Origin of the sequence: Sphingomonas sp. KC8 (assembly GCF_002151445.1) — a bacterium.
In the GTDB taxonomy this organism is placed as follows: Bacteria; Pseudomonadota; Alphaproteobacteria; order Sphingomonadales; family Sphingomonadaceae; genus Sphingomonas_E.
Window position 1 is genome coordinate 2,674,872 of the sequence record NZ_CP016306.1, and the last position, 25,603, is coordinate 2,700,474.

Annotated in this window: 19 protein-coding genes; 10 read left to right on the plus strand and 9 right to left on the minus strand. The window is 65.1% G+C overall.

What is annotated here, in order from left to right; all coding sequences use genetic code 11:
* The first annotated feature begins 19 nt into the window (after positions 1-19).
* The gene (locus tag KC8_RS12640) at positions 20-991 is read left to right on the plus strand and encodes an alpha/beta hydrolase (protein WP_010123079.1); all 972 of its coding nucleotides are present in this window, start codon (positions 20-22) and stop codon (positions 989-991) included.
* 45 nt (positions 992-1,036) lie between these two features.
* Here the strand turns inward: KC8_RS12640 and KC8_RS12645 are convergent, their stop codons facing one another.
* The 3 genes from KC8_RS12645 to KC8_RS12655 are packed head-to-tail and all read right to left on the minus strand — an operon-like array spanning position 1,037 to position 5,618.
* On the minus strand, positions 1,037-3,538 hold the full coding sequence (locus KC8_RS12645; RefSeq protein WP_010123077.1) for an ABC transporter permease: 2,502 nt from the start codon (positions 3,536-3,538) through the stop codon (positions 1,037-1,039).
* A gap of 23 nt (positions 3,539-3,561) precedes the next feature.
* Positions 3,562-4,242 carry an ABC transporter ATP-binding protein gene (locus tag KC8_RS12650; protein ID WP_010123076.1) on the minus strand — a complete coding sequence of 227 codons (681 nt, stop codon included), beginning with the start codon at positions 4,240-4,242 and terminating at the stop codon, positions 3,562-3,564.
* A 5-nt stretch (positions 4,243-4,247) separates the two neighbouring features.
* Positions 4,248-5,618 (minus strand): efflux RND transporter periplasmic adaptor subunit, encoded by a 1,371-nt coding sequence (locus KC8_RS12655; RefSeq protein ID WP_232455530.1) that lies wholly within the window; start codon positions 5,616-5,618, stop codon positions 4,248-4,250.
* Between the two features lie 271 nt (positions 5,619-5,889).
* On the opposite strand from KC8_RS12655, the gene KC8_RS12660 reads away from it, so the two are divergent.
* The 3 genes from KC8_RS12660 to KC8_RS12670 all read left to right on the plus strand — a co-directional run bounded on the left by KC8_RS12660 (position 5,890) and on the right by KC8_RS12670 (position 9,271).
* Positions 5,890-7,287: a sigma-54-dependent transcriptional regulator gene (locus tag KC8_RS12660; protein ID WP_010123074.1), complete on the plus strand. Its 1,398-nt coding sequence runs from the start codon at positions 5,890-5,892 to the stop codon at positions 7,285-7,287.
* Positions 7,277-8,617, plus strand: coding sequence for a sensor histidine kinase (locus KC8_RS12665; protein WP_010123073.1), 1,341 nt, complete (start codon positions 7,277-7,279; stop codon positions 8,615-8,617). The genes KC8_RS12660 and KC8_RS12665 overlap by 11 nt, the downstream gene beginning before the upstream one ends.
* A gap of 177 nt (positions 8,618-8,794) precedes the next feature.
* Positions 8,795-9,271 (plus strand): hypothetical protein, encoded by a 477-nt coding sequence (locus tag KC8_RS12670; protein WP_010123072.1) that lies wholly within the window; start codon positions 8,795-8,797, stop codon positions 9,269-9,271.
* Between the two features lie 4 nt (positions 9,272-9,275).
* Here KC8_RS12670 and KC8_RS12675 read toward each other — a convergent pair whose 3' ends face one another.
* The 4 genes from KC8_RS12675 to KC8_RS12690 form a co-directional block, all read right to left on the minus strand.
* Positions 9,276-11,285 (minus strand): TonB-dependent receptor, encoded by a 2,010-nt coding sequence (locus tag KC8_RS12675; RefSeq protein WP_010123069.1) that lies wholly within the window; start codon positions 11,283-11,285, stop codon positions 9,276-9,278.
* A gap of 94 nt (positions 11,286-11,379) precedes the next feature.
* Complete coding sequence (maiA, locus tag KC8_RS12680) at positions 11,380-12,045, minus strand: maleylacetoacetate isomerase (protein WP_010123067.1); 666 nt, start codon at positions 12,043-12,045, stop codon at positions 11,380-11,382.
* A complete protein-coding gene (locus KC8_RS12685) occupies positions 12,032-12,781 on the minus strand; it encodes a molybdopterin-binding protein (protein ID WP_010123066.1) in 750 nt (249 codons plus the stop codon). The genes maiA and KC8_RS12685 overlap by 14 nt, the downstream gene beginning before the upstream one ends.
* On the minus strand, positions 12,778-13,629 hold the full coding sequence (locus tag KC8_RS12690; RefSeq protein WP_010123065.1) for a cytochrome b/b6 domain-containing protein: 852 nt from the start codon (positions 13,627-13,629) through the stop codon (positions 12,778-12,780). The genes KC8_RS12685 and KC8_RS12690 overlap by 4 nt, the downstream gene beginning before the upstream one ends.
* Before the next feature lie 164 nt (positions 13,630-13,793).
* Between KC8_RS12690 and KC8_RS12695 the strand changes: the two genes are divergently transcribed.
* From KC8_RS12695 to KC8_RS12710, 4 genes are read left to right on the plus strand one after another with little or no spacing between them, the layout of a single operon-like run.
* Entirely contained in the window at positions 13,794-15,032 is a 1,239-nt protein-coding gene (locus KC8_RS12695) for an acyl-CoA dehydrogenase family protein (protein WP_010123064.1), read from the plus strand.
* A 42-nt stretch (positions 15,033-15,074) separates the two neighbouring features.
* Complete coding sequence (locus KC8_RS12700; RefSeq protein WP_010123063.1) at positions 15,075-15,848, plus strand: SDR family NAD(P)-dependent oxidoreductase; 774 nt, start codon at positions 15,075-15,077, stop codon at positions 15,846-15,848.
* Positions 15,845-16,648 carry an SDR family NAD(P)-dependent oxidoreductase gene (locus tag KC8_RS12705; RefSeq protein ID WP_010123062.1) on the plus strand — a complete coding sequence of 268 codons (804 nt, stop codon included), beginning with the start codon at positions 15,845-15,847 and terminating at the stop codon, positions 16,646-16,648. Before KC8_RS12700 ends, KC8_RS12705 begins: the two co-directional genes overlap by 4 nt.
* Before the next feature lie 21 nt (positions 16,649-16,669).
* Positions 16,670-18,709: a 3-hydroxyacyl-CoA dehydrogenase NAD-binding domain-containing protein gene (locus tag KC8_RS12710; RefSeq protein ID WP_010123060.1), complete on the plus strand. Its 2,040-nt coding sequence runs from the start codon at positions 16,670-16,672 to the stop codon at positions 18,707-18,709.
* Positions 18,710-18,859: 150 nt separating this feature from the next.
* Here KC8_RS12710 and KC8_RS12715 read toward each other — a convergent pair whose 3' ends face one another.
* Complete coding sequence (locus KC8_RS12715) at positions 18,860-19,222, minus strand: VOC family protein (RefSeq protein ID WP_029624199.1); 363 nt, start codon at positions 19,220-19,222, stop codon at positions 18,860-18,862.
* A gap of 79 nt (positions 19,223-19,301) precedes the next feature.
* Here KC8_RS12715 and KC8_RS12720 point away from each other — a divergent pair, with 79 nt between their 5' ends.
* Both KC8_RS12720 and KC8_RS12725 read left to right on the plus strand, forming a co-directional pair.
* Positions 19,302-20,618, plus strand: coding sequence for a cystathionine gamma-synthase family protein (locus KC8_RS12720; protein WP_010123058.1), 1,317 nt, complete (start codon positions 19,302-19,304; stop codon positions 20,616-20,618).
* A gap of 117 nt (positions 20,619-20,735) precedes the next feature.
* Entirely contained in the window at positions 20,736-22,688 is a 1,953-nt protein-coding gene (locus KC8_RS12725; protein ID WP_010123055.1) for a pyrroloquinoline quinone-dependent dehydrogenase, read from the plus strand.
* Positions 22,689-22,842: 154 nt separating this feature from the next.
* On the opposite strand, the gene acnA is transcribed toward KC8_RS12725, so the two are convergent.
* The gene (gene acnA, locus KC8_RS12730; protein WP_010123053.1) at positions 22,843-25,521 is read right to left on the minus strand and encodes an aconitate hydratase AcnA; all 2,679 of its coding nucleotides are present in this window, start codon (positions 25,519-25,521) and stop codon (positions 22,843-22,845) included.
* Positions 25,522-25,603: the final 82 nt, after the last annotated feature.

Genomic DNA, 25,603 nt, shown 5'->3' on the forward strand with positions numbered 1-25,603 from the left:
CAAGAGAGGAACGCCGGACATGACCCAATGGATGCACCGCCAGGCGCGGATCAATGGCCTCGACATGCACTATGTCGAACAGGGGGAGGGGCCGCTGGTCATCCTGGCCCATGGCTTTCCCCACCTGTGGTATAGCTGGCGGCACCAGATTCCCGCGATCGCGCAGGCCGGCTGGCGGGTTGTCGCCCCCGACATGCGCGGCATGGGGCGGACCACGGCGCCCGCCGATCCAGCGCTGTATGATTGCGACCACACTGTGGGCGATCTGATCGGCCTGCTCGATCATCTGGGCGAAGACAAAGCGGTGTTCGCGGGCCTCGATTTCGGGGTGTTCGCGATCTACGATCTGGCGGTGCGCCATCCCGATCGGGTGGCGGCGATCATCGGCCTGCAAAATCCGCACACGCCGCATCTGTCGGACCTTTCCCCGCTGAAGGAAGCGGCGGCGATGGCCGAACGGCATTTCTCGCACATCCATTATTTCGTCGACCAGCCGGGGCTGGCGGATGCCGCGCTGGATGCCGATCCGCGCGATTTCCTGGGCGCGGTGCTGTGGGGCCTGAGCGGCGCGCACCATCTGCTGGACATGTGGAATTACCCGCCGGGCACCGCCTATCGCACCGCGCTGCCCGATCCGCCGGCGCTGCCGTGGACCTGGCTGTCAGCGGAAGAGTTCGATTATTATGTCGCGGAATATAGCCGGTCGGGCTTTACCGGCGGGCTGAACTGGTATCGCGCGATGGATCATCGCTGGGCGCAGCGCCGCGCCTTCGAAGGGGTGCGGACGCAGGCGCCCTATTTCTTCATCGGCACCGAAAATGACGTCGATCTGGAAGGGTTTCACGGCGATGATCCGTTGGGCGCGATCCGCCTGCACCATGCCGATGTGCGCGCGGTGGAGATGCTGCCGGGCGCGGGCCATCTGGTGCAGATGGAACAGCCCGACGCGGTGAACCGGCTGATGCTGGGCTTTCTCGAAACGCTGCGCTGAGGCCGCCCCGTTCGCCGGGTGGGGGCCGGCGGACGGGACGGGCGTTCATTCGTAGCGCAGCGCGTGGATCGGGTTGGCGCGCGCGACGCGCCAGGCGTGGCTGGCGATAGTAGCGACCGCGACCGCCAGCGCCAGCAGGCCCGCCAGCACGAACGGCGTCGGCCCCAGCGCAATCCGGCTGTCGAACCCGTTCAGCCAGTCGCGCATCACCCACCATGCCACCGGCCAGGCGATCAGATTGGCAAGCAGCACGGGCTGGCTGAACTGCCACACGAGCAGGCGGACGATATCGCGGGTGCGCGCGCCCAATACCTTGCGGATGCCGATTTCCTTGGTGCGCCGTTCGGCGGTGAAGGTGGCCAGGCCAAACAGGCCGAGGCAGCCGACGACGACCGCGAGCACCGCGAAGGCGGCGAACATCTGCGCGCGCGCCTCTTCGACGACATAGAGTTTGCCGATGATATCCTCGCTGAACCGGGCTTCGAACGGCACGTCGCGCGCGAGGCGTTTCCACACCGCTTCGATACCGGCCCGCGCGGCGACGGGATCGCCAGCATAACGCACCAGCATCACTTCGTGCGGCACATCATAATAGCGAAACGCGATCGGTTCGATCGGTTCGCGGATCGAACGGAAGCGCGAATCCGCGACCACGCCGATGATCGTGGCTGGCGTCACGCCGCCATATCGGGGATCCGCCGGCAACAGGACCTGACGGCCGATCGCGGCCTGCGGATCACCGAAACCCAGCCGCTTCACAGCCAGCGCATTGACGACGATGTTCACGCCGCGCGCAACCAGCGCCTGTTCGGCCACCGGATCATCCGGGAAGGGGACGGTGGCATTGTCCATCGGCCGCGCCTTGTCGAACGTCCGCCCGGCGAGCAGCTTGATCCCCATCGTCCGGAAAAAGCCGGTATCGACCTGATAATTGCCCAGATTCGCCGTGTTGGTGCTGCCGGGAATCTGGACGGTGCTGTTGCTGGAATTGGTGGTCGCGATGCCGATCGAACTGCGCCCGACCGACAGGACACCCGGCACCCGTTCCACTTCGCGCGCCAGCGATTCCACGATCGGGCGCATCTGGCGACGGCTGATATTCTGGATCTGGATGATGTTGCCGCGATCATAGCCCGGATCGACGGTACGCGCGAACAGCGTCTGCGCGTGGATCACCGCGGTGCAGATGATCAGCGCGATCGATACCGCGAACTGGCCGACGACAAGAATGTTGCGCAGTCGCCCCGATCCGTGCGCATCGGCGGCTGATCTGTTCGCTTTCAGCACCTTGGCCGGCTGGAACCGCGACAGATAGAAGGCCGGGTAGGTGCCACCGGCGGCGCCCACGATCAGGATCAGCGCGATGATCGGCAGCAGCAGCCCTTGGCTGCCGAAATAGCGCAGGGCGATATCGGCATCGAGAAAGGCGTTGAACGCGGGCAGGGCCAGTTCGACGAGCGCCAGTGCCAGCAGCATCGCGATCGTCGCCACCAGCATGGATTCGCCGAGGAACTGGGTGATCAGCTGGCGACGACTGGCACCCAGCACCTTGCGCAGCGCCACTTCACGCGCCCGCTGGCTGGCGCGCGCGGTGGCGAGGTTGATGAAATTGACGCAGGCCATGCCGAGGATGAGCAGCGCGATCACCGCGAAGGTGGCGATCGTCTTGGCGCTGTTGCCCGGCGTCATCGCGCCGCGCTGGGCATCACCCAGATGGACGTCGCGGATGTTGACGAGGCGATAATCGGTCTCGTCGCCCTGATTGACCTTTTGCGACCCGTAATATTCGTCGGGAATGTTGCGTTTTTCCCATGCGGGCAACTGCGCGTTGAGCGCGGCCACATCGGTGCCGGGTTTGAGCCGGGCGTAGATCCAGCCGCCCTGCCAGCCGAAATGGGTGAGGAAATTGCGATTGTCGGCAAAGAAGGTCTGCGGATCGTAGCGCGCGACCATATCGATCTGGACGTGCGAATTTTTTGGCAGGTCGCGCAGGACGCCGGTGACCCGGAAATCGACCGGCTTGCCGAGCACCACGACGCTCAACGTCCGGCCCATCGGGTTTTCGGTGCCGAACCAGCGGGTGGCCTGGGTTTCGGTGATCACGACCGACCCGACATGATCGAGCGCATGTTCGGGATCGCCCTGGACGAACGGAAATTGCAGGATGCGAAACGGATTGCCATCGGTGAAGCGAAATTCCTTCACCGTCTGGCCGATCCCGTCCTTGAGCAGCACCGGGCTGCTGGCGAGCAGGTGGACGATATCCTCGATCTGGGGGAAATCCTTGCGCAGCGCATCCTTGACCGCATAAGCCGCCATCTGCATCCGCATTTCTTCACCCGTGTCGCGATCGCGGATGTAGGATTGCACCTGATAGGCATTTTCGGCGCCGGGCAGACTGGCGTCAAAACTGCGTTCGTAACGGACGAAGAGCAGGATCATCAGGCAGGCGGCCATGCCGATGGCCAGCCCGAGAATGTTGATCAGCGCATAGGCCCGGTTCTTGGCGAGCGAGCGAAGGCCGACGATCAGATAATTGCGCCACATGGCCCGGTTCCTTTTTCCCGATATCAGGCGGCGCGGCGCCGTTCGACAGCCACGCGGCCGTCGAGCATGTTGACGACCCGGCTGGCATAATCGGCATGGGCCGGCGAATGGGTGACCATCACGATCGTCGTGCCATCGCGGTTGAGCGCCTGCAGCATGTGCATCACTTCTTCGCCATGCTGGGTATCGAGATTGCCGGTTGGTTCGTCGGCGAGAACCAAGGCGGGCTTGGCGACCACCGCGCGGGCAACCGCAACGCGCTGCTGCTGGCCGCCGGAAAGCTGGCTGGGGCGGTGGCTGGCGCGGTGGCCGATGCCGACCCGATCCATCACCAGATCGACTCGCTTGCGCCGTTCGGCGGCGGGGATGCCGTGATAGAGCAGGGCCAGTTCGATATTTTCGCGCACGGACAGTTCATCGACCAGATTGAAACTCTGGAAGATGAAGCCGATGTGGCGTTTGCGCACTTCGGCGAGGCGGGGTTCACTCAAACCCGCCACTTCGGTTTCGCGGAAGCGGTAGGAGCCAGAGGTCGGGCTATCGAGCATCCCGAGGATGTTGAGCAGCGTCGATTTGCCGCAGCCCGAAGGCCCCATGATCGCGACAAATTCGCCATCGACGATATCGAGGTCGATCGCGTCCAGCGCGGTCGTTTCCACCGTATCGGTGCGGTAGGCGCGGGACAGATTGCGCAGGCTCAGCATAAGCTTCAATCCTTGGTCGACAGATCGAGATGGAGCCGCGCTTTGTCGGCGAGGCCGGTATAAGGCGAGGTGATGATCCGTTCGCCGGGTTCGAGGCCGCCCAGCACCTCGATCACGTCGCCGTTGCGGCGGCCAAGGCGGACGGGGCGCTTTTCCGCGCTTTTGCCATCGGCCGAGACGACGAACACCCACGCGCCGCCACTATCGTTGTAAAAGGCGCCGTTGGGCACGATCCGTGCCGGGGCAGGATCGCTCAGGATCAGTCTGGCCTGCAGGCTCTGGCCGCGCTGGATGCCTTGGGGTTCAGGGCCGATGAAGATGAGGTCGACCTCGAACGTGCCGTCGCGGACCTGCGGATAGATTTTGGCGACCTTGAGGCGATAGCCCTTGCCGCCATAATCGAGCGTCGCGGCCTGCCCCGGCTGGACCCGGCCGAGATAATATTCGTCGACCCCGGCAACCAGCTTGTTACGGCCCGGGCTGTCAATCTGGCCGAGCCGTTCGCCCTGTTTCATCGACTGGCCAATCTGGATCGAAAAAGCGGTGAGCTGGCCCGCCACCGGCGCGCGCAGATTGAGCGCGTCGAGATTGGCATTGGCGATGCCAAGGCTGGATTGCAGCGCGACGGAGGACGAACGCAACTGGGCGAGCTGGCTCGACTGGAGGCGTTCGTCGCTGGCCTGCGCGGTGCGTAGCACGGCGGCGCGGCGCTGTTCGAAGCGATAATCCTCAGCCGTGTCGGCGAAGGTTTTTTTCGCGACCCAGCCCTTTTCGACCAAGGCGGCCTCGCGATCATATTGGCGGCGGGCCTTGGCGGCGGCGGCATCGGATTCGATGATCGCGCGGGCATTGTCGAGCCGGCTGCGTTCGAGCGCGAGTTCCTGGCTGCGCATGTTGTTGAGCTGCTGGATCACCTCGGTCTGCCGCGCGAGCACCGACAATTGGAGATCGGCATTGGATAATATCGCGAGCAACTGGCCTTTGGCGACGGTGGCGCCGTCTTCGACCAGCACCTTTTCCACCCGTCCACCGGCAACCGCATCGAGATAAACGGTGACGAGCGGGGTGACGCGGGCGCGCAGCGGCAGGAAATCATCAAACACGCCCTGGCGCACTTCGCCGATCGAGATGCGATCGGCGGCAACCGTCTGGCTGTCGGCCGAGGGGGCGGCCAGCCTGAAAGTGCCGGCGGCGGCGAGGGTGAGGGCAGCCGCCCCGGCCAGCTTCAGCCGCAACGGCAGGCGTTTGGTTTCGACAATTCGGTCCATCGCGCCGCCCGAATGGGGGGCCGCGGGATCGGCGGCTTCGCTGGATTTGAGCGTGACGACGGACATGGGGACACGCAACGCAAAGCGCGTGCCAGTGGGCAAGGACACGGAATCGCAAGGGTTTCGGGGTGGGATTGGTCGGGAAGTGTCCGGTTCCGGACAATGCAGGTGTCCGGGTTTGGACAATGACTCGTATCTTCGCCGTCATGCTGAACTCGTTTCAGCATCCATCGTGCGACAAGCGAGGATGCGCGTGTGGAGAAATGGACCCTGAAACAAGTTCAGGGTGACGGTTGTGGTTTGTGCGAACTATCTGGCACGTAATTTGATTGTCCGTTTTCGGACACGGCGTACAAGGCGGCGTGGCATGGGAGCGGTGATGAGCGCGGAAAAGCCCTTTGATCTCTGTCTGGTGGTGGACGACGACGAGGATATCCTCCTCGCTGCAAGGCTGTTGCTGCGCCAATTGTTTGCCGAGGTGGTGACGACATCGGTGCCCGACGAAGCGGTGGCGCTGATGGCCAAACGCGCGCCCGACGTGATCCTGCTCGATGCCAATTTCGCGCGCGGGGCAACCGACGGGGCCGAAGGGTTTCGCTGGCTGGGGCGGATGCTTAGCGTCGATCCGCAGGCGGTGGTGGTGCTGATCACCGCGCATGGCGGGGTACAGGTCGCGGTTAATGCGATGAAGCAGGGCGCAACCGATTTCGTGACCAAGCCATGGGCCAACGAACGGCTGCTCGCCACCGTCCGCACCGCCGCTGCGCTGCGGGCATCGCGACGGGAAACGGGCCAGCAAAAGGCCCGCGCGGCTGCGATCGCGGCACCGCCGGTGGAAACCCCGCTGCTGGGGACATCGCCGGCGATGGCGCATGTGCTGTCGCTGATCGATCGCGCCGCGCCGACCGATGCCAATGTGCTGATTCTGGGCGAAAACGGCACGGGCAAGGAATTGGTCGCGCGCGAGTTACATCGCCGGTCGCGCCGCGCCGATGGCGTCATGCTATCGGTCGATCTGGGCGCGGTGGCGGATAATCTGTTCGATTCCGAACTGTTCGGCCATGTGAAGGGGGCGTTCACCGATGCCCGCGCCGATCGCATCGGGCGGATGCAGGCGGCCGATGGCGGCACCCTGTTTCTGGATGAGGTGGGCAATCTGCCGCTCCACCTCCAGCCCAAGCTGCTGACCGCGCTGGAACAAAGGCGGGTCACGCCGGTGGGCGCGAACAGGTCGGTGGCGATCGACGTGCGGATCGTGGCGGCGACCAACATGGCCCCTGAACGGCTGGCGGACGAGACGGCGTTCCGCCCCGATCTGCTGTTCCGGCTGAACACGGTGGAAATCGAACTGCCGCCGCTGCGCCGCCGGCGCGAGGATATTCCGCTGCTGCTCGATCATTTCCTGCGGCTGTACGCCCGCAAATATGGCAAGCCCGAACGGGCGGTGCCGTCCGACCTGCTGGCCGATCTGGTGGCGTATGACTGGCCGGGCAATGTCCGCGCGCTGCGCCACGCCGCCGAACGCGCGGTGGTGCTGGCCGATGGCGACAGCTTCGTGGCCGCCGATTTCCCGCTGCCGCGCCATGGGGCCGCGCCCCTGCGGCTGGCGGCTGAAACCGCGGCCCCGCCGGCCGTCGACCTCAACCTGGAGCGCGCCGAGCGGCAGATGATCGAGCGCGCGCTGAAAAAGCACGCCTATAATATTTCGGCGGCGGCGGGCGAACTGGGGCTGACGCGCGGATCGCTGTACCGGCGGATGGAAAAGCATGGGCTTTGAACGCGGCTTTGCGATCGGGCTGGCTGCACGGGTGGCGCTGCTGCTGGCGGCGGTGTTCGGCTTCGTCTGGACGCTGAATCAACCGGGGCTGGGGGTCGCGCGGATCGTGGCGGCGCTGTGCGTCGCCGGTGCGGTGGCGCTGCTGTGGGCGCATGTGCGGCGCACCAATGTGGATCTGGCCCGCTTTGTGGATAGTGTGGGGCATGGCGATCTGTCGCAGGCGTTCGTCCGGCCGGGGGCGGGCAGCGGTTTCGATGCCCTGGGCGCGACGCTGGACGGGGCAATGCGGCGTTTGCGCGAAGAGCGGCTGGCGATCGCGGACGAGGGGCGGTTTGCGGCCGCACTGGTCGATGAATCGCCCGTTGCTATGCTGACCATCGATGAAGACGGCCGGATCGAACCGGCGAACAAGGCCGCGCGACGCCTGTTCCGCCGGGTTGGCGGCGTGCGGCGCGAGGATTTTGCGATTCATGGATCGACCTTCGTGGCCGCGCTTGATGCGCTGCAGCCGGGGCAGCGCCGGTTGACGACGATGCTGATCGAGGGGGCGGCGCAGCGGGCGATGCTGGTGGCGGCGGGCGTGGCGCGCGGCGGGCGCGGCATCAGGCTGGTTTCGATCCAGCCGATTCAGGGCGAGCTGAGCGCGGCCGAACTGGGCGCGCAGGCCGATCTGGTGCGCGTGCTGACGCATGAAATCATGAATTCGATGACCCCGGTCACGTCGCTGGCCGCCAGCGCTGCGGCGCTGATGGCGGAGGTGGATGACGGCCGGGACGCCGCGATCGGTGACGCGCGCATGGCGGTGGAAACGCTGGCGCGCCGCGCGGCCGGGATCATGCATTTCGTGGAAACCTACCGCCAGTTCATCCGCACGCCGGAAGTATCGGTGCGGCGCTTTGCCGGCCAACCCTGGGCGGATGAGATCGGCCGGCTGTTCGGGGCATCCGAATCGGGCCGGACGGCGCGGCTGGTGATCGAAGTCGTCCCGGACGACTTGTTGATCGATGGCGATCCCGATCTGCTGGCGCAGGTGGCGATCAACCTGGTCAAGAACGGTGCGGAGGCGGCGGCCGGCCATGCGGCGACACCGCAGGTGACGTTGCGGATGGAGCCGGCGATCGGCGGGCGGACGATGATCGTGGTGGCGGATAACGGCCCCGGCGTTCCCGCCGGTTTCCGCGACGACGTGTTCCTGCCCTTCTTTACCACCAAGGCAGCGGGCACCGGGGTGGGCCTCAGCCTCGCGCGGCGGATCATCGTGGCGCATAATGGCACGATCACGCTGGCCCCGGCCGATGGCGGTGGCGCGCGTTTCGAAATCATCGTCTAGGGGCCGGGCGGCGGCCGTTTCGTCGTGCCGCCAGCCGGATTTGTCGCCGTGACAGGTTGATCGCATGCCTTTCGGGCTTGGTCGCGCGGGCGTGGCGCGCGGCCGGCGGGTTGTTGAAAAGCCGGCTCCATCGGTGGTGCGCCTTTCGGGCGGCATCGCTTTTGGAGAGGTTCAACCATGCTTTTTCATGTTTCGATCGAAGCCGATCAACCCCGGCATGTGGCGAGCGTGATCGCCGAATTGTGGCGCGGCAAGGCGCTGCCCTTCCCGCCGGTGGGCGTGGGATCCTGGGTGGCGTTCGCCGGCGATGATCGCGCGACGATCCTGGAAGTCTATCCGCGCGGCACGGTGCTCAATCCGGGTGATGACGGGGCGATCGGGGTGGCGAGCACGCCGCATCGCTACAATGCGACCCATGCGGCGATCGCGACCCCGCTGGAGATTGACGAGGTGCTGGCGATCGCCCGGCGCGAAGGCTGGCCGGCCAAGATATGCTGGCGGAGCACCGATTTTCGCGTGATCGAGCTGTGGATCGAAGGCTGCCAGATGATGGAATTGCTGACGGCCGAGATGCAGCGCGAATATCTCGACACCGTCAGCATCGAAAATTGGGAACGGTTGCTGGCCAGCCACGCGGCGCTCGCCACCGCGTGATCCGTCAGCGGCCGCTGTAGCGCAACCCGATCCACAGCGTGCGCGGCGTTGCCCGTTCGATGATTTCGGCACCCGGCGCGCCGGAAATCCCCGTTTCAACGAGCGTGTTGGCGAGGTTTTCCGCGCGCGCCTCGATCGAAAAGCCACGGGCGACTGGCCACTGGACCGCGGCATCGACCGTGGTGGCCGCGTTCAGCCGGCGGATATTCTGGTCGTCTTCGAACTGGCCGGCGAGATGGCGGACGGTGATCGAGGCGGATGCGCTTTCCGGGCGGCTATAGGCGAGCGTCGCGCTCGCCTGATGGCGCGGCGTCTGCGCCGGACGCAGGCCATCGAGCGCGCCGGCCTGCGGGCCGGATGCGCGCACCCGCGCGTCGATCAGGGTCCATGATCCCGAAAGCCGCCATGCGCCATGCCGCGCTTCGGCCTCCAGTTCGATCCCCTGCGAGCGGATCGCATCGAGATTCTGTCGCTGGCGTGAATTGGGGGCGAGGGTGACGTTGGCGATCGCGTCGTCGAGCTGGTTATAGAAAGCGGTGGCCGACAGGCGGAAGCCCGGCAACGGGCGATAATCCACTCCGGCATCAACACCCTTCAGCCGTTCGGGATTGAGCAGCGCATTGGCGATGGTCGAATCCGCGCCAACCCGGAACGGGCGATAGAGTTCGTTCAGGCTGGGCAGCCGCCAGCCGAGATAGGCCGCGCTGCGCAGGGTGATCGCCTGTGCTGGCCTGAACGCAATGCCGCCGCGTGCGGTGGGTTCCCAGCCCGATCGATCGGTGAAGCGGGTGTTGTTCGCGATCACGCCGGTGATGGTGGACTGTTCGAACAGATGGCCATTTTCGATCTGCCAGCGATCGATCCGCGCGCCCGCCGTCAGCGTCAGCGCGTCGCTCGGGGTGAGGCTGGCTTCGGCAAAGGCGCCGAGCGTGCGGGTGCGTCCGCCGGCATCGCGCAGCCGGCTGGTGGAATAGACGAACTCCTTGGTCTTGCCGTCGGTCTGGCGGGCATCGCCGCCAATGCGCAGTTCGATCGTGTCGCCCAAGGGCGGGCGGATTTCAAAGCGCGCGCCAAGCCCGGTGGCGGGGACGGCATATTGATCGAGGCTGGGGCTGACGCTGGTGCGGCCGGGTGCGACACTGGCGAACCCGCTGGAAAATTCGCGCAATTGTGCCCAGGCCGCGGCTTCCCAGCCCCAATGGCCGCGGCCGACCAGCCGGATGCTGGCGTCCGCGCCAAGATTGCGGTTGGGGGTGAAATTCACGCCCCGATCGCGGCGATCGACCATGCCGAGCAGATTGGCCTGCAATTCGGTGGTGTCGTCGATGGCAAAGGCGGTGCGGGCGGACAGGCTGGCCTGTTCATAGAAGGCCGGGCGATCGACCGGGCCGCGATCTTCGGCCGCAATCGGGGTGAAGCCGTCGCCGCGGGCATAGGATGCCGATAGCATCCCATAGCCTTGACCGAGTGCGCCGCTGACCCCCGCTTCGGCATCCACGCTGTTGCGGCTGCCATAAGCGATCCCGCCCCAGACGGGGGCGATCTCGCCGGGACCTGCGCTCATCAGTTCGATCGTACCGGCCAGTGCGCCGGGGCCGCTGACCCCGCTGCCGCCGCCGCGCGTAACCCGCACCAGCCCCAGCCGTGCCGGATCATAGGCCGCCCAGGGAATCCACCCGCCGAAGGGATCGGTTTGCGGCACGCCATCGAGCAGGATCAGCGCGCGCGCCGATGCGTTGCCGCCCAGGCCCCGCAAGGTTGCACCCTGGCTGGTCGGGTGGGCGGACCGGGAATCGGACCGGCGGAACTGCTGGAACCCCGCCACATCGCGCAGCACATCTTCCAGCCGGCCGCTGGCCGATGTGGTCAGCCGGTCGCGATCGATCACCGCGACGTCATACGCGGCCAGCCCGGCGGGCGCTGCAAGGCCGGTGCCGGTGACGATGATGTCGCCCGCATCGGCGAAGGCCGGGGTGGGGGCGAGCAGGGCGGCGGTCAGGATCAGATGGCGCATGGCCGCGCTGTATAAAGCGTGGCGCGGGGCAGGCCATCCGCATTCGCATGGTGCGGATGGCCATATGTTCAGTCCCGGCCGTGCGCGAAATGGATCAGCCGGGCGCGAAGCAATCGGGATGGGCGGCGGCAAAGGGGGCAAGCGCGGTCAAAGCGGCGTCGATCCGCACCAAGGTGGGAAAGTCGTCCAGCGCGACTTCGAAGCGGCGGGCATTATACATTTGCGGAACCAGACAAATATCGGCGATTCCGGGGGCTTCACCGCCCAGATAGGGGCTGGCCTGTTCGGCGGCCATCACTTCGAGCGCGGCGAAACCGGCCTGCACCCAATGGCTGATCCACGCGCTGCGCGCGGCGTCATCGGCTGAGAGTTCATCTTTCAAATAGCCCAGCACCCGCGAATTGTTGATCGGATGAATATCGCACGCGATCATCAGCGCCATCGCCAGCTGGCGGCTGCGCGTTGCCGGATCGGTGGAGACGAAACGGGGCTTGGGCACGCGCGCGTCGAGATAATCCATGATCGCCAGACTCTGGTTTAGCCGCAGCCCGTCGATCTCCAGCAGCGGCACCAGCCCTTGCGGATTGAGCGCCAGATAGGCCGGATCATGCTGTTCGCCGGTCAGCAGGTCCACCGCCACGCGATCATAAGCCACGCCCTTGAGCGCGAGCGCGATCCGGACGCGATAGGCGGCCGATGAGCGGTAATAATCGTGGAGGCGGACGGGGCCGATGGGCGCGCGTGCGTCAGATGCCGGCATACCATTCATAATCGCTGTGATCCTCCCAATAACCGCCCTTGCCGCCGCCGATGGGGCTAAGGCTTTCGACCGCTTCGATCCGTTCGACATATTTGGCGTGCTTATAGCCCAGCTGCCGTTCCACCCGAAGGCGCAGCGGTGCGCCATTTTCGATCGGAAGCGGCTGACCGTTGAGGCCCCACGCCAGGATCGTCTGCGGGTGAAGCGCGTCGATCATGTCGATGCTTTCATAATATTTACCTGGGCCATAATCATCGGCGCAGTGGAAGACGATGTAGCGCGCGCGGGCCGACACGCCGGCCGCATTCAGGATCAGGCGCAGTGGCACGCCGGTCCATTTGCCGATCGCGCTCCACCCTTCGACGCAATCATGGCGGGTGATCTGGGTGCGGGTGGGCAGCGCGCGTAGTTGCGCCAGCGAGAGCGACTGCGGCCGTGCGACCAGCCCGCCGACGCCGAGCCGCCAATCGGCAAAGCCCGTGGCGGCATGCGCGGCGTAGCTTTGCGATCCCGGCCGGCGGGTGCCGTTCGATCGGAAGACGGGCGACAGATCCGCTTCGGCAAATTCGCGGGCCAGCGCCGCGCGATCGCTGATCAGGCGCTGCGCGTGCATCGTCAGCCCTTCGGCGGCGCGCAAGGTATCGCGGAAGCCTTCGCTATAGGTGAGTTTGTCGCACCCGGCGAGGATGGGCGCGGCGGCAAGCCCTGCGATCAGGCGGCGGCGGGAGACGATCATGGCTTGCGCTCCGGTGGCAGGCGATAGTGGCCGGTGATCATCGATCGCACTTCGTTGAACGGGCCGGCGAGCAACACCATGATGAGGTGGACGCCGATGAAGGCCAGGATCAGCGCCGCGCAGATGAAATGCACCGACCGCGCCGATTGCCGCCCGCCGAACAGATCGACGATCCACGGCCACGCCGCGTCTATCGCCGGCGACATCGCAAGGCCACTCAGCACCATCAGCGGCAACAGGCCGAACAGGATGGCGAGATAGCTGATCTTCTGGAGGATGTTGTAGCGGGTCGCGGCGTCGCCGGTGGGAGAGCGCAGCCGGGCATGGGCCTTGATATCGCGCCAGATATGGCGGGGGGCCAGTTCGGCGCGGCGGGGGACGAGATCGCGCTGGATGTGGCGGTTGACGAGGCTCCACAGCCAATAGCCAAGGCCGGCGAGCGCGAGCACCCAGGCGAAGGCGAGATGCCAGCGGCGCGCGGCGGCCAGGCTGTAATCGGTAGGAATCGTGGCCCAGCCGGGGAAGGCGCGGGTCTGGACGACGCCTTGATGGTCGGTCCAGCGGCCGAGCACGCCCGTCGTCGGGATCGTCACCGCACCGATTCTGAGCAGGCCTTGGGTGTCCGTCGCACCGATTTCCAGCCATGCGGGATCGGCGTTGGCGCCATAATGGCCCCAATAGAGCCGGGGATGGGCGTTGAAGATCATCAGCCCACTCATCAGCATCACGAAGACGGTGATGGCGTTCAGCCAATGCCAGATGCGCGTCGACAGCCGATGGCGGAACACCAGTCGCCGCGTATCGGGCCTGTTTGCGTCGGGCGCTGCATCCGCCGGGGTCGTCGCCATCCTTGCGCTCCTCGAAAATCTCTTTCGCATTTACGCCGCGTCCGGGCCGAAAGTTACAATTTCCATGGCCCGATGGCGAATTATCCATGGGTGGAAGCTCTGGACGAACGCGCCGCCGCCGCTTAGCGCTTCAGGCAAAGTGCAGTCAGCGGGAGAGCAAGACGATGGATTTCACCCTCACCGAACGCCAGACCTATTGGCGCGATCGGGTGCGCGATTTCGTCGAGACCCATGTCCGCCCGCTCGACCATGAATATCATGCCCAGCAAGAGCAAGGCGAACGCTGGAAGGTGCTGCCGGTGATCGAGGAGGCCAAGGTCAAGGCCAAGGCGGCCGGCCTGTGGAACCTGTTCATGCCGCCCCATTCGGGCCAGGTCCATGTCGACGAGAACTTCCAGTTCGAAGGACCCGGCCTCACCAACCTTGAATATGCGCTGTGCGCCGAGGAAATGGGTCGCGTCTATTGGGCGTCGGAGGCGATGAACTGTTCCGCGCCCGACACCGGCAATATGGAAGTGTTCCACCGCTACGGTACGCTGGAGCAGAAGCAGCGCTGGCTGAAGCCGCTGATGGATGGCGATATCCGTTCGGCCTTCCTGATGACCGAACCGGACGTCGCTTCGTCGGATGCGACCAACATCGAAACAAGGATCGAACGCGACGGCGATCATTATGTGATCAACGGCCGCAAATGGTGGTCGTCCGGCGTGGGCGATCCGCGCTGCACGATCAACATCGTGATGGGCAAGACCAACCCCGACGCCAAGCGCCACGCCCAGCAATCGATGGTGCTGGTGCCAATGGACACGCCGGGCGTGGAAGTCGTCCGCATGTTGCCGGTGTTCGGCTATGACGATGCGCCGCACGGCCATGCCGAGGTGATCCTGAACAATGTCCGCGTGCCGGTGGAAAACATGTTGCTGGGCGAAGGGCGCGGGTTTGAAATCGCGCAAGGCCGCCTTGGGCCGGGCCGCATCCACCATTGCATGCGCACGATCGGCGTGGCCGAGGAAGCGATCGAAAAGATGGCGCGCCGGCTGCTCAGCCGCGTCGCATTCGGCAAGCCGATCGCCGAACAATCGGTGTGGGAACAGCGCATCGCCGAAGCGCGGATCGACATCGAAATGACGCGCTTGCTGTGCCTGAAGGCCGCCGACATGATGGACCGCGCCGGCAACAAGGCAGCCCAGGCCGAAATCGCGATGATCAAGGTGGCCGGCCCGCGCATGGCGCTGAAGCTGATCGACGATGCGATCCAGGCGCATGGCGGCGGCGGCGTGACATCCGATTTTGGCCTCGCCCGCGCTTATGCCACGATCCGCACCTTGCGGCTGGCCGACGGCCCGGACGAAGTGCACAATCGCGCGATCGCCCGGCTGGAATTCGGCAAATATCGGGCGTGACGCGGCGGGCCGCGTTGCCCTGATGCAGACGGGAGAGGTGGCATGTCGCTGTTCGATCTGACCGGCAAGGTTGTCGTCATCACCGGTTCGTCGCGCGGTATCGGCCGCGCGACGGCCGAGGCGATGGCCGATCAGGGGGCCAAGGTGGTCATTTCCAGCCGCAAGCAGGATGCCTGCGATGCGGTGGCCGAAGCGATCAACGCGAAGCACCCCGGCGCGGCCACCGCGATCGCCGCCAGCCTTTCATCGAAAGAGGCGTTGCAGCATCTTGTCGATGAGACGCGGGTGCGGTTCGGCCGGATCGACGTGCTCGTCTGCAACGCGGCGTCTAACCCCTATTACGGGCCGATGGCCGGCATCAGCGACGAACAGTTCCGCAAGATTTTCGACAATAATGTGCTGGCCAACCACTGGTTGATTTCGATGGTCGCGCCCGACATGCGGGCGCGCAAGGACGGGTCGATCATCATCATTTCGTCGATCGGTGGCTTGACGTCATCGGTGACGATCGGGGCGTATAATGTGTCGAAGGCGGCGGATTTCCAGCTTGCGCGCAATCTGGCCGCCGAATTCGGGCCGGATAATGTGCGGGTCAACTGCATCGCGCCGGGCCTCGTCCGCACCGATTTCGCCCGCGCCTTGTGGGAAAATCCCGATACGCTGAAGGCGGTGACCAAGAACGCCCCGCTTGGCCGGATCGGCGAACCGCATGAAATTGCCGGGGCGGCCGTCTTCCTTGCGGCACCGGCATCGGCGTTCATGACGGGACAGGCGATCATCGTCGATGGCGGCGTGACCACGGGCGTGGGGCTGTGACCGGGCGGCTGGCCGGCAAGGTTGCGATCGTCACAGGTGCTGGCGGCGGCATCGGCCGGGCCACCTGCCAATTGTTCGCGGCCGAAGGGGCGATCATCATTGCCGCCGACCTTGGCGAAAGCGTGGTCGAAACGGTCGAACTGATCCGCGATGCCGGTGGCCATGGCGATGCGCTGCGGCTGGACGCGGGCAATGCCGATGATGTGACCCGGCTTGTCGCCCACGCGGCCGAAACGCATGGCCGGATCGACATACTGTTCGCCAATGCCGGCATTTCGGGCGGCCTGAAGGGCCTGTTCGATCAGGACGCGGCCGACTGGGCCGAGATATTGCGGGTCAATCTGATCGGCCCGTTTCTGGCGATCAAGCATGTCGCCCCGCACATGATCAAGATGGGCAAGGGTTCGATCATCTGCACCGCCAGCGTCGCGGGGCTGCGTTCGGGCGCTGGTGGCCCTGCTTATTCGGCGTCGAAGGCCGGGGTGATCAACCTCGTTCAGACATCGGCGCAGCAACTGGCGACCAGCAATGTGCGGGTCAACGCGATCTGCCCCGGCCTGATCGAAACCGGCATGACCGAGATGATTTACACCCATGCGCGCGATGCGGGAAAGACGGACATGATCGGCCGGCTCAACCCGCTGCGCCGTGGCGGCGAAGCGCATGAAATTGCCGGCGCGGCGCTGTTTCTGGCGTCCGACGAAGCAAGCTACGTCAATGGCCATGCGCTCGTCGTCGATGGCGGGCTTTCCAGTTCACACCCCTTCACCAGACAGGATCTCGGCAGGACCGCGATCTGATCCCCAATCCAGGAGACGTTGATGATCATCACCACCGAACGCACGGGCGACGTGCTTGTCGTCGTGTCCAACAATCCGCCGGTCAATGCGCTGGGCCATGCGGTCCGCCTCGGCCTTGCCAAGGCGATCGAGGAAGCCGCCGCCGATCCGGCGGTGAAGGCGGTGGTGATCCGCTGCGACGGGCGGACCTTCTTTGCCGGCGCGGACATCACCGAATTCGGCAAGCCGATGCAGGATCCGCAACTGCCGGAAATGCTGGAGGCGCTGGAAGCATCGGGCAAGCCGGTGGTTGCCGCGATCCACGGCACGGCGCTGGGCGGCGGCCTCGAAACGGCACTTGCCTGCCATTATCGCATTGCCGTGCCATCGGCGAAGATGGGCCTGCCCGAAGTGAAGCTGGGCATCCTGCCGGGGGCCGGCGGCACGCAGCGCCTGCCGCGCGTCGTGGGTGCGGCTGCCGCGCTGGAAATGATCGTCGGCGGCGCGCCGATCGGGGCGAAGAAGGCGCTCGACGTCGGCCTGATCGATCGCCTCGCCACCGAGGGTAATCTGGCGGCGGAGGCGATCGCCTTCGCGCAGGAGATCGCCGATGTGCGCCCATTGCCGCGCACCAGCGAAAAGACCGCCGTTGCCGAACCGGGTGTGTTCGAAGCGTTCCGCGCGGCGAACGCCCGCAAGATGAAGGGGTTCGAAGCACCGGAAGCCTGCATCACCGCGATCAAGGCGGCAGTCGAACTGCCCTTCGCCGAAGGACTCGAGGTCGAACGCGGGCTGATCAAGACGCTGGTCGCCAGCGACCAGTCCAAGGCGCAGCGCCACATCTTCTTTGCCGAACGCGCGGCCGCCAAGGTGGATGGCTTGCCGGCGGATACGCCACTGATCCCGGTCCAGTCTGTCGGCGTGATCGGCGCGGGCACGATGGGCGGCGGCATCGCCATGAATTTCCTGTCGATCGGCATCCCCGTCACCATCCTCGAAATGAAGCAGGAGGCGCTGGATCGCGGTGTCGCGACGGTCGCCAAGAATTACGCGAACAACGTCAAAAGCGGGCGGATGACGCAGGAGCAGGCCGACAAGGCGGTGGCGCTGCTGAAACCCACGCTCAGCTATGACGATCTTGGCGCGGCCGACCTCATCATCGAGGCGGTGTTCGAAAATATGGACGTGAAGAAGGAGGTGTTCGCCAAGCTCGACAAGGTGGCCAAGGCGGGCGCGATCCTGGCGTCGAACACTTCCTATCTCGACGTGGATGAGATTGCGGCGGTCACGTCGCGGCCCGAATATGTGCTGGGCATGCATTTCTTCTCGCCCGCCAATGTGATGAAGCTGCTGGAAGTCGTGCGTGGCGCCAAGACATCGGATTCGGTGCTCGCCACCGCGATGAGCCTGGCGAAGTCGATCAAGAAGATCGCGGTGGTCGCCGGCGTTTGTTACGGTTTCATCGGCAATCGGATGCTGAAACCCCGTCAGGACCAGGCCGGCCAGCTGATCCTCGAAGGGGCCAAGCCTTCGGATGTCGATCGCGTCTTCCTCGATTTCGGGTTCCCGATGGGGCCGTTCCAGCTCGCCGATCTCGCCGGGCTGGATATCGGCTGGCACCGCGATCCGACCCGGCGCGAAACCGTGCGCGAGGCGCTGTGCGCGGAAGGCCGGCTCGGCCAGAAATCGGGCAGCGGTTTTTACGATTATGACGAGAAGCGCCAGCGCACCCCATCGCCGGTGGCCGAAAAGATCATCGCCGAATATGCCGCGTCCAAGGGCATCGCCCAGCGCGTGATTTCGGACGATGAGGTGCGCGAACGCTGCCTGTACACCCTGGTCAACGAAGGCGCGAAGGTGCTGGAAGAAGGCAAGGCGCAGCGCGCGTCCGACATCGATGTCGTCTGGGTATTTGGCTATGGCTGGCCGGTCTATCTGGGCGGCCCGATGAAGTGGGCGGACCAGATCGGCCTGAAAACGGTGGTCGACGGGTTGAAGCGGCAGGCCGATCGCCTCGGCCCCGATTTCACCATTTCGCCGCTGCTGGCGGCGAAGGCCGAAAAGGGCGAGACGTTTAACTAAGGGGCTGAGGGGGGGGCGTCCCCCAGCCTCTACCCGCACCGTCACCCTGAACTCGTTTCAGGGTCCATCTCTCCGCTGGGGCCGACGGCGATTGCGGCACGATGGATGCTGAAACAAGTTCAGCATGACGGTGATATTAGGAGGGGTGGCTCACCCCGCCGTCAGTTTCGCCACCACCCAGCGATTGCCGTCGGGATCGGACAGCATCGTGTAGCGGCCCCAGCTTTCGGTGCGGATCGGGGTCAGTTCGATCCCGAGTTTCGCCAGCCGGGCCTGTTCGGCATCGACATCGGGCACGCCCAGCATCAAGCCTTGCTGGCAGCCCGGCGGCATCGCATCGAACCAGTTGACCAGGGTGATCGATGCGCCGCCGCCCGGTGGCTGCAACTGGATCCAGCGTGATTGCGGACCCATCGGTTCGTCGCGCAGCACCGCGAACCCCATGATATCCGTATAGAATGCCCTGGCCCGGCCCTGATCGGCCACTGGCACCGATACGATCGCGATCGGCATGCTTTCCCCCTGTCCCGCTGAGTGCGATACCATGGGGTATAATGATCCGCATGACGGGTCCAACGATACAGGATGCCCCATGAAAGACGAACCCGAAGCTGATCTGAGCGGCGCTTCTTCCCGTCGTCGTCCCAAACCCGGTGTGGTCGAGATTGGCGGCCGCCCGCTCAAGCCCGCCACCTTGATGATGGGGCATGGCTATGATCCCATGCTGTCTGAAGGCGCGCTGAAGCCGCCGATCTTCCTGACATCGACCTTCGTTTTCGAAAATGCCGCCGCGGGCAAACGCCATTTTGAAGGTGTTACCGGCAAGCGGCCGGGCGGGGCGGAAGGCCTCGTCTATTCGCGCTTCAACGGCCCCAATCAGGAGATATTGGAAGATCGCCTTGGCGTGTGGGAGGATGCCGAAGACGCGCTGACCTTTTCATCCGGCATGGCGGCGATCGCCACCGTGCTGCTGGCGCTGGTGCAGCCCGGCGACACCATCGTCCATTCCGCGCCGCTTTATGCCGCGACGGAAACCTTGATCGGCAAGATTCTGGGCCGGTTCGGGGTCAATTGGCTCGATTTTCCGGCGGGCGCCAGCCGGGCCGAGATTGATGCCGTGCTGGCGCGGGCGAAGGATGCGGGGCGGGTGGCGCTGATCTACCTGGAAAGCCCGGCGAACCCGACCAACCAGCTGGTCGATGTCGAAGCGGTGAAGGCATCGCGCGATGCCTTGTTCGGCACCGGCCCCGATGCGCCGCCGATCGCGATCGACAACACCTTCCTTGGGCCATTGTGGCAAAAGCCGTTGCGCCACGGCGCGGATCTCGTGCTCTATTCGCTCACCAAATATGCCGGCGGACATAGCGATCTGGTGGCGGGCGGCGCGGTCGGATCGAAAGCGGCGCTCGCGCCGATCCGGGCGATGCGCAACACGATCGGCACGATCGCCGATCCGCATTCGGCGTGGATGTTGCTGCGCAGCTTGGAAACGCTGGAACTGCGAATGACCCGCGCGGGCGAGAATGCGGCCAAGGTGTGCGCGTACCTGCGCGATCACCCCAAGGTGGCAACGGTCGGCTATCTCGGCTTTCTGGAGGCCGGATCGCGACAGGCCGACATCTACGACCGCCACTGCACCGGCGCGGGATCGACCTTTTCGCTCTACCTGAAGGGGGGCGAGCGCGAGAGTTTCGCATTTCTCGATGCACTCAGGATCGCCAAGCTTGCCGTTAGCCTGGGTGGCACCGAGACGCTTGCCAGCGCGCCGGCGGCGATGACGCATCTGTCGGTGCCCGATGAACGCAAGCTGGCGCTGGGCATCACCGATAATCTCGTGCGTATCTCGATCGGGGTCGAGGATGCCGACGATCTCGTGGCGGACATGGAACAGGCGCTGCGGCAGGTGTGACCGGGGCGGGTTGGCCGAACCGGAAAAGTCGGCCCGATCGGTGCGGCGTTGGGGGTTGCGCATTGCCGTCCGAATGGATCATGGACAATCATCTAAAAAACTATTCGGAGGGGCGGGATGCGGAATATGCGCCAGATGGCGATGTGGGGCGGGCTGTTGCTGCTTGCCGGATGTGGCGGGCCATCGGCCGGCCCGCTCGACCATAGCGGCCCGGTTGCCGACTGGCGTTTTTACGGTGGCGATGAAGGCGGCAGCCATTTTTCGCCGGCGACGCAGATCACCCCCGCCAATGTCGAGGCGCTGAAGCCTGCCTGGACCTACCATATCGGCATGCTCGACGTGCCCGAAGGCGTGTCGCCGACGTTCGAAGCGACGCCGATCGTGGCCGATGGCCGCATGTTCGTGTGTTCGGGGCTGGGCAAGGTTGCCGCGGTCGACCCGGAAACCGGCAAGGAAATCTGGTCCTATACGCGCAAGACCGATCCGACCAACGCGTACCTGATCAACTGCCGTGGCGTGACCTATCATAACGACACCACCGCGCAGGCAGCCAATGCCGAATGCGCGGCCCGCGTGCTGGTGGGCAGCGTCGATGGGCGCCTGAGCGCGCTCGACGCCAAGACGGGCCAGCTGTGCCCGAGTTTCGGTGACAAGGGGGTGCTCGACCTTACCAAGGGATTGGGCCCGGTGAAGCCCGCCGATTATGCGATCTCGTCGCCGCCGGTAGTGATCGACGGCAAGATCGTTCTGGGCGGGCGCGTCCCCGATAATATGCGGGTCGATGTTCCGGCCGGCGTGATCCGCGCGTTCGATCTGCACACCGGCAAGCTGGCGTGGGCATGGAACCCGCTGCCGCCGGGGATGACCGATGCGGCCAACGCGCCGGCCGGCGAACCTTATGTGCGCGCCACCGCCAATGCGTGGGCGCCGCTGTCGGCGGACCCTGCGCGCAATCTGGTGTTCGTGCCGACCGGCAATGCCGGGCCGGATCATGTGGGCATCGATCGCGGCGGCCGCGATTACTGGTCGTCGTCGATCGTGGCACTGGATGCGAAGACCGGCCAGCCGCGCTGGCGGTTCCAGACGGTGCACCATGACGTGTGGGATTATGACGTCCCCGCCCAGCCGACCCTGTTCGAGCTGAAGCGCGACGGCAAGACGATCCCCGCGCTCGCGCAGGCGACCAAGCAGGGCCATATCTTCATCCTCAACCGCGAAACCGGCGAGCCGTTGTTCGGGGTCGAGGAACGGCCCGTGCCGCAGGACGGCGCGTTGCCGGGCGAAAAATTGTCGCCGACGCAGCCATTCCCGACCGATCCGGCGATGATCGTGCGCCGCGACATGACCGAAGACGACATGTGGGGTTTCACCCCATGGGACAAGGCCAAGTGCCGCGATCTGTTCCGCAGCGCCAACTGGAAGGGCGTGTTCACCCCGCCATCGACGCGGGGCACGATCTTCTTCCCCAGCTTCATGGGTGTGAACAACTGGGGCGGCCTTGCGATCGATCCGGTCAACCAGATCATGGTCGTCAACACCACGCAGGTGCCGGCGATCGTGAAGATGGTGCCGCGCGCGGAGACGGACAAGCTGCTGGCCGGGGGCAAGCGGATGCTGCCGTCGTTCGGTTCGCCTTATGGCAATACGATGGATCCGATGCTGTCGCCGTTCGGTGCGCCTTGCGTGAAGCCGCCATGGGGCACGCTGCTGGCGATCGACCTGAAGACCAAGACGAAATTGTGGGAAGTACCGCTGGGTTCGACCCGCGATATGGCGCCCTGGCCGATGTGGATGAACCTTGGTGTGCCCAATATGGGCGGCGCCGCGGTGACGGCATCGGGCGTGGTGTTCATCGGCGCCACGACCGACAATTTCCTGCGCGCCTTCGATATCCGCACCGGCCGCGAATTGTGGAAGGGCCGGCTTCCGGCGGGCGGGCAGGCGACACCCGTCACCTACCGGCTTAAGAAGGACGGCAAGCAATATGTGACGATCGCGGCGGGCGGCCACAAATATCTGGGCACCAAGATCGGCGATTCACTGGTGACGTTCGCGCTCGACACCAAGTGACCGGCACCGCCGGCTGACAGAAAAGGCCCCGTTCACGATGGTGAGCGGGGCCTTTTCCATTTGGGCGCCAATCCCGTCGCGATGCCCCATGAAAAAGCCCGCGACCTTGCGGCCGCGGGCTTTTTCTTTGTGGCGCTGATGACTGGGTGGTCGATCAGGCGGCGAGCTTTCTCAGCACATATTGCAGGATGCCGCCGTTGAGGAAATATTCCAGTTCGTTGACGGTATCGATCCGGCACTTCGTCTGGAAGGTTTCGGTCGATCCGTCGGCGCGCTTCAACGTCACCGACACGTCCTGACGCGGGCGCAGGCCAGCGACATTTTCGATCGTGAAGGTTTCGGTGCCGTCGAGCTTGAGCGTGGTACGATCCACACCTTCGGCGAACTGCAGCGGCAGCACGCCCATGCCGACGAGGTTCGAACGGTGGATGCGTTCGAAGCTTTCGGCGATGACGGCGCGAACGCCCAAGAGGTTGGTGCCCTTGGCCGCCCAGTCGCGCGACGATCCGGTGCCATATTCCTTGCCGGCGACCACGACGAGCGCGGTGCCGTCGGCCTTGTACTTCATCGCCGCGTCATAGATCGCCATCACCTCGCCCGAAGGGATGTACTTGGTCATGCCGCCTTCGATGCCGGGGATCATTTCGTTCTTGATGCGGATGTTGGCGAAGGTGCCGCGCATCATCACTTCATGATGGCCACGGCGCGCGCCGTAGCTGTTGAAGTCCGCCTTCGACACCTGATTGTCGGTGAGGAACCGGCCAGCGGGCGAATCCGCCTTGATCGAACCAGCCGGGCTGATGTGATCGGTGGTGATCGAATCGGCGAATACCGCCAGCGGGCGGGCGTCGCGAATGTCGTTCACCGCCGCCGGCGTCATGCTCATGCCCGCGAAGTAAGGCGGGTTGGCGACATAGGTGGAGCCTGCCGGCCACGCATAGGTGTCCGAACCGGCGACGCTGATGCCCTGCCACTTGTCATCGCCCAAAAAGACGTTGGCATAGCGGCTCTGGAACATGTTGCGGTCGATCGCGCCATCCATGACGGTGCGCACTTCGTCGTTGGTCGGCCAGATGTCCTTCAGATAGACGTCCTGCCCGTCCTTGCCCTGGCCGATCGGGGTTTCCACGAAATCGGTCGTGACGGTGCCCTTGAGCGCATAAGCGACGACGAGCGGCGGCGATGCGAGGAAGTTGGCGCGCACGTCGGCCGACACGCGGCCTTCGAAATTGCGGTTGCCCGACAGCACCGACGCGGCGACGATGTCGTTGCCGTTGATCGCGGCCGAAATCGCCGGCGCCAGCGGACCCGAATTGCCGATGCAGGTGGTGCAGCCATAGCCGACGAGGTTGAAGCCGACCGCGTTCAGATCGGCGGTCAGCCCGGCCTTGTCGAGATAATCGGTCACGACCTGCGAACCGGGGGCGAGCGAGGTCTTGACCCACGGCTTGGGCTTGAGGCCCAGCGCGTTGGCCTTGCGCGCGACCAAGCCGGCGGCAACCAGCACGCTCGGGTTTGAGGTGTTGGTGCAGCTGGTGATCGCGGCGATCACGACGTCGCCGTCGCCGATATCATGGTCGCGGCCTTCGACGGCCACGCGAACCGGGGCGGCCTTCTTGTAGACGCTGGCGAGATCGGCGTTGAACACTTCGTCGACCTGCGTGAGGACGACCTTGTCCTGCGGACGCTTCGGGCCGGCAAGCGATGGCTGCACCGTCGACATGTCGAGGCCGAGCGTGTCGGTGAACACGGGATCGGCGGCGTCGGTGTCGAGCCAGAAGCCCTGCGCCTTGGCATAGGCCTCGGTCAGCGCGATCTGATCTTCGTCACGGCCGGTGAGGCGCATGTAATCAAGCGTCTTGCCGTCGATCGGGAAGAAGCCGCAGGTCGCGCCATATTCCGGTGCCATGTTGGCGATGGTCGCACGATCGGCCAGGCTGAGCGCCGAGACGCCCGGGCCATAGAATTCGACGAAGCGGCCGACGACGCCCTTGGCGCGCAGCATCTGCGTGACGGTAAGCACCAGATCGGTGGCGGTGATGCCTTCGGCGAGCGCGCCGGTGAGCTTGAAGCCGACGACTTCGGGGATCAGCATCGAAACCGGCTGGCCGAGCATCGCGGCTTCGGCCTCGATCCCGCCGACGCCCCAGCCGAGCACGCCGAGACCGTTGATCATCGTCGTGTGGCTATCGGTGCCGACGCAGGTGTCGGGGTACGCGATGGTCGCGCCCGAAGCGTCGGTCGAGGTCCACACCGCCTGCGCGATATTTTCGAGGTTCACCTGGTGGCAGATGCCGGTGCCCGGGGGAACGACCTTGAAATTGTCGAGCGCCTTGGAACCCCATTTCAGGAATTCATAGCGTTCGCCGTTGCGCTGATATTCCAGCGCGACGTTATCTTCGAACGCCTTGGGCGTGCCGAATTCATCGACCATGACCGAGTGATCGATCACGAGGTGAACGGGCACCTGCGGGTTGATCTTGGTCGCATCGGCGCCCAGCGCGTTCATCGCGTCGCGCATGGCGGCGAGATCGACGACGCACGGCACGCCGGTGAAATCCTGCATCAGCACGCGCGCGGGGCGATACTGGATTTCACGTTCCGACGTGCGATCCTTCTGCCAGTCGACGATCGCCTGGACGTCTTCGGTGGTGACGGTCGACCCGTCTTCGAAGCGGAGGAGGTTTTCGAGCAGCACCTTCATCGAGAAGGGCAGGCGGGAAACGTCGCCAAGCTTTTCGGCGGCCTTGGGGAGCGAGTAATATTCGACGGTCTTGCCGCCGACCTGAAGGGTCGTGCGGGTGTTCAGCGTGTCCTGTCCGACAGCGGTCATGGCGCTTTCCTCTATGCTGCGATGCGAGAGTCTGGCGGGCACTTAGCAGGCGCGGCCCCATGGGGGAACGCCTGAATTGGTA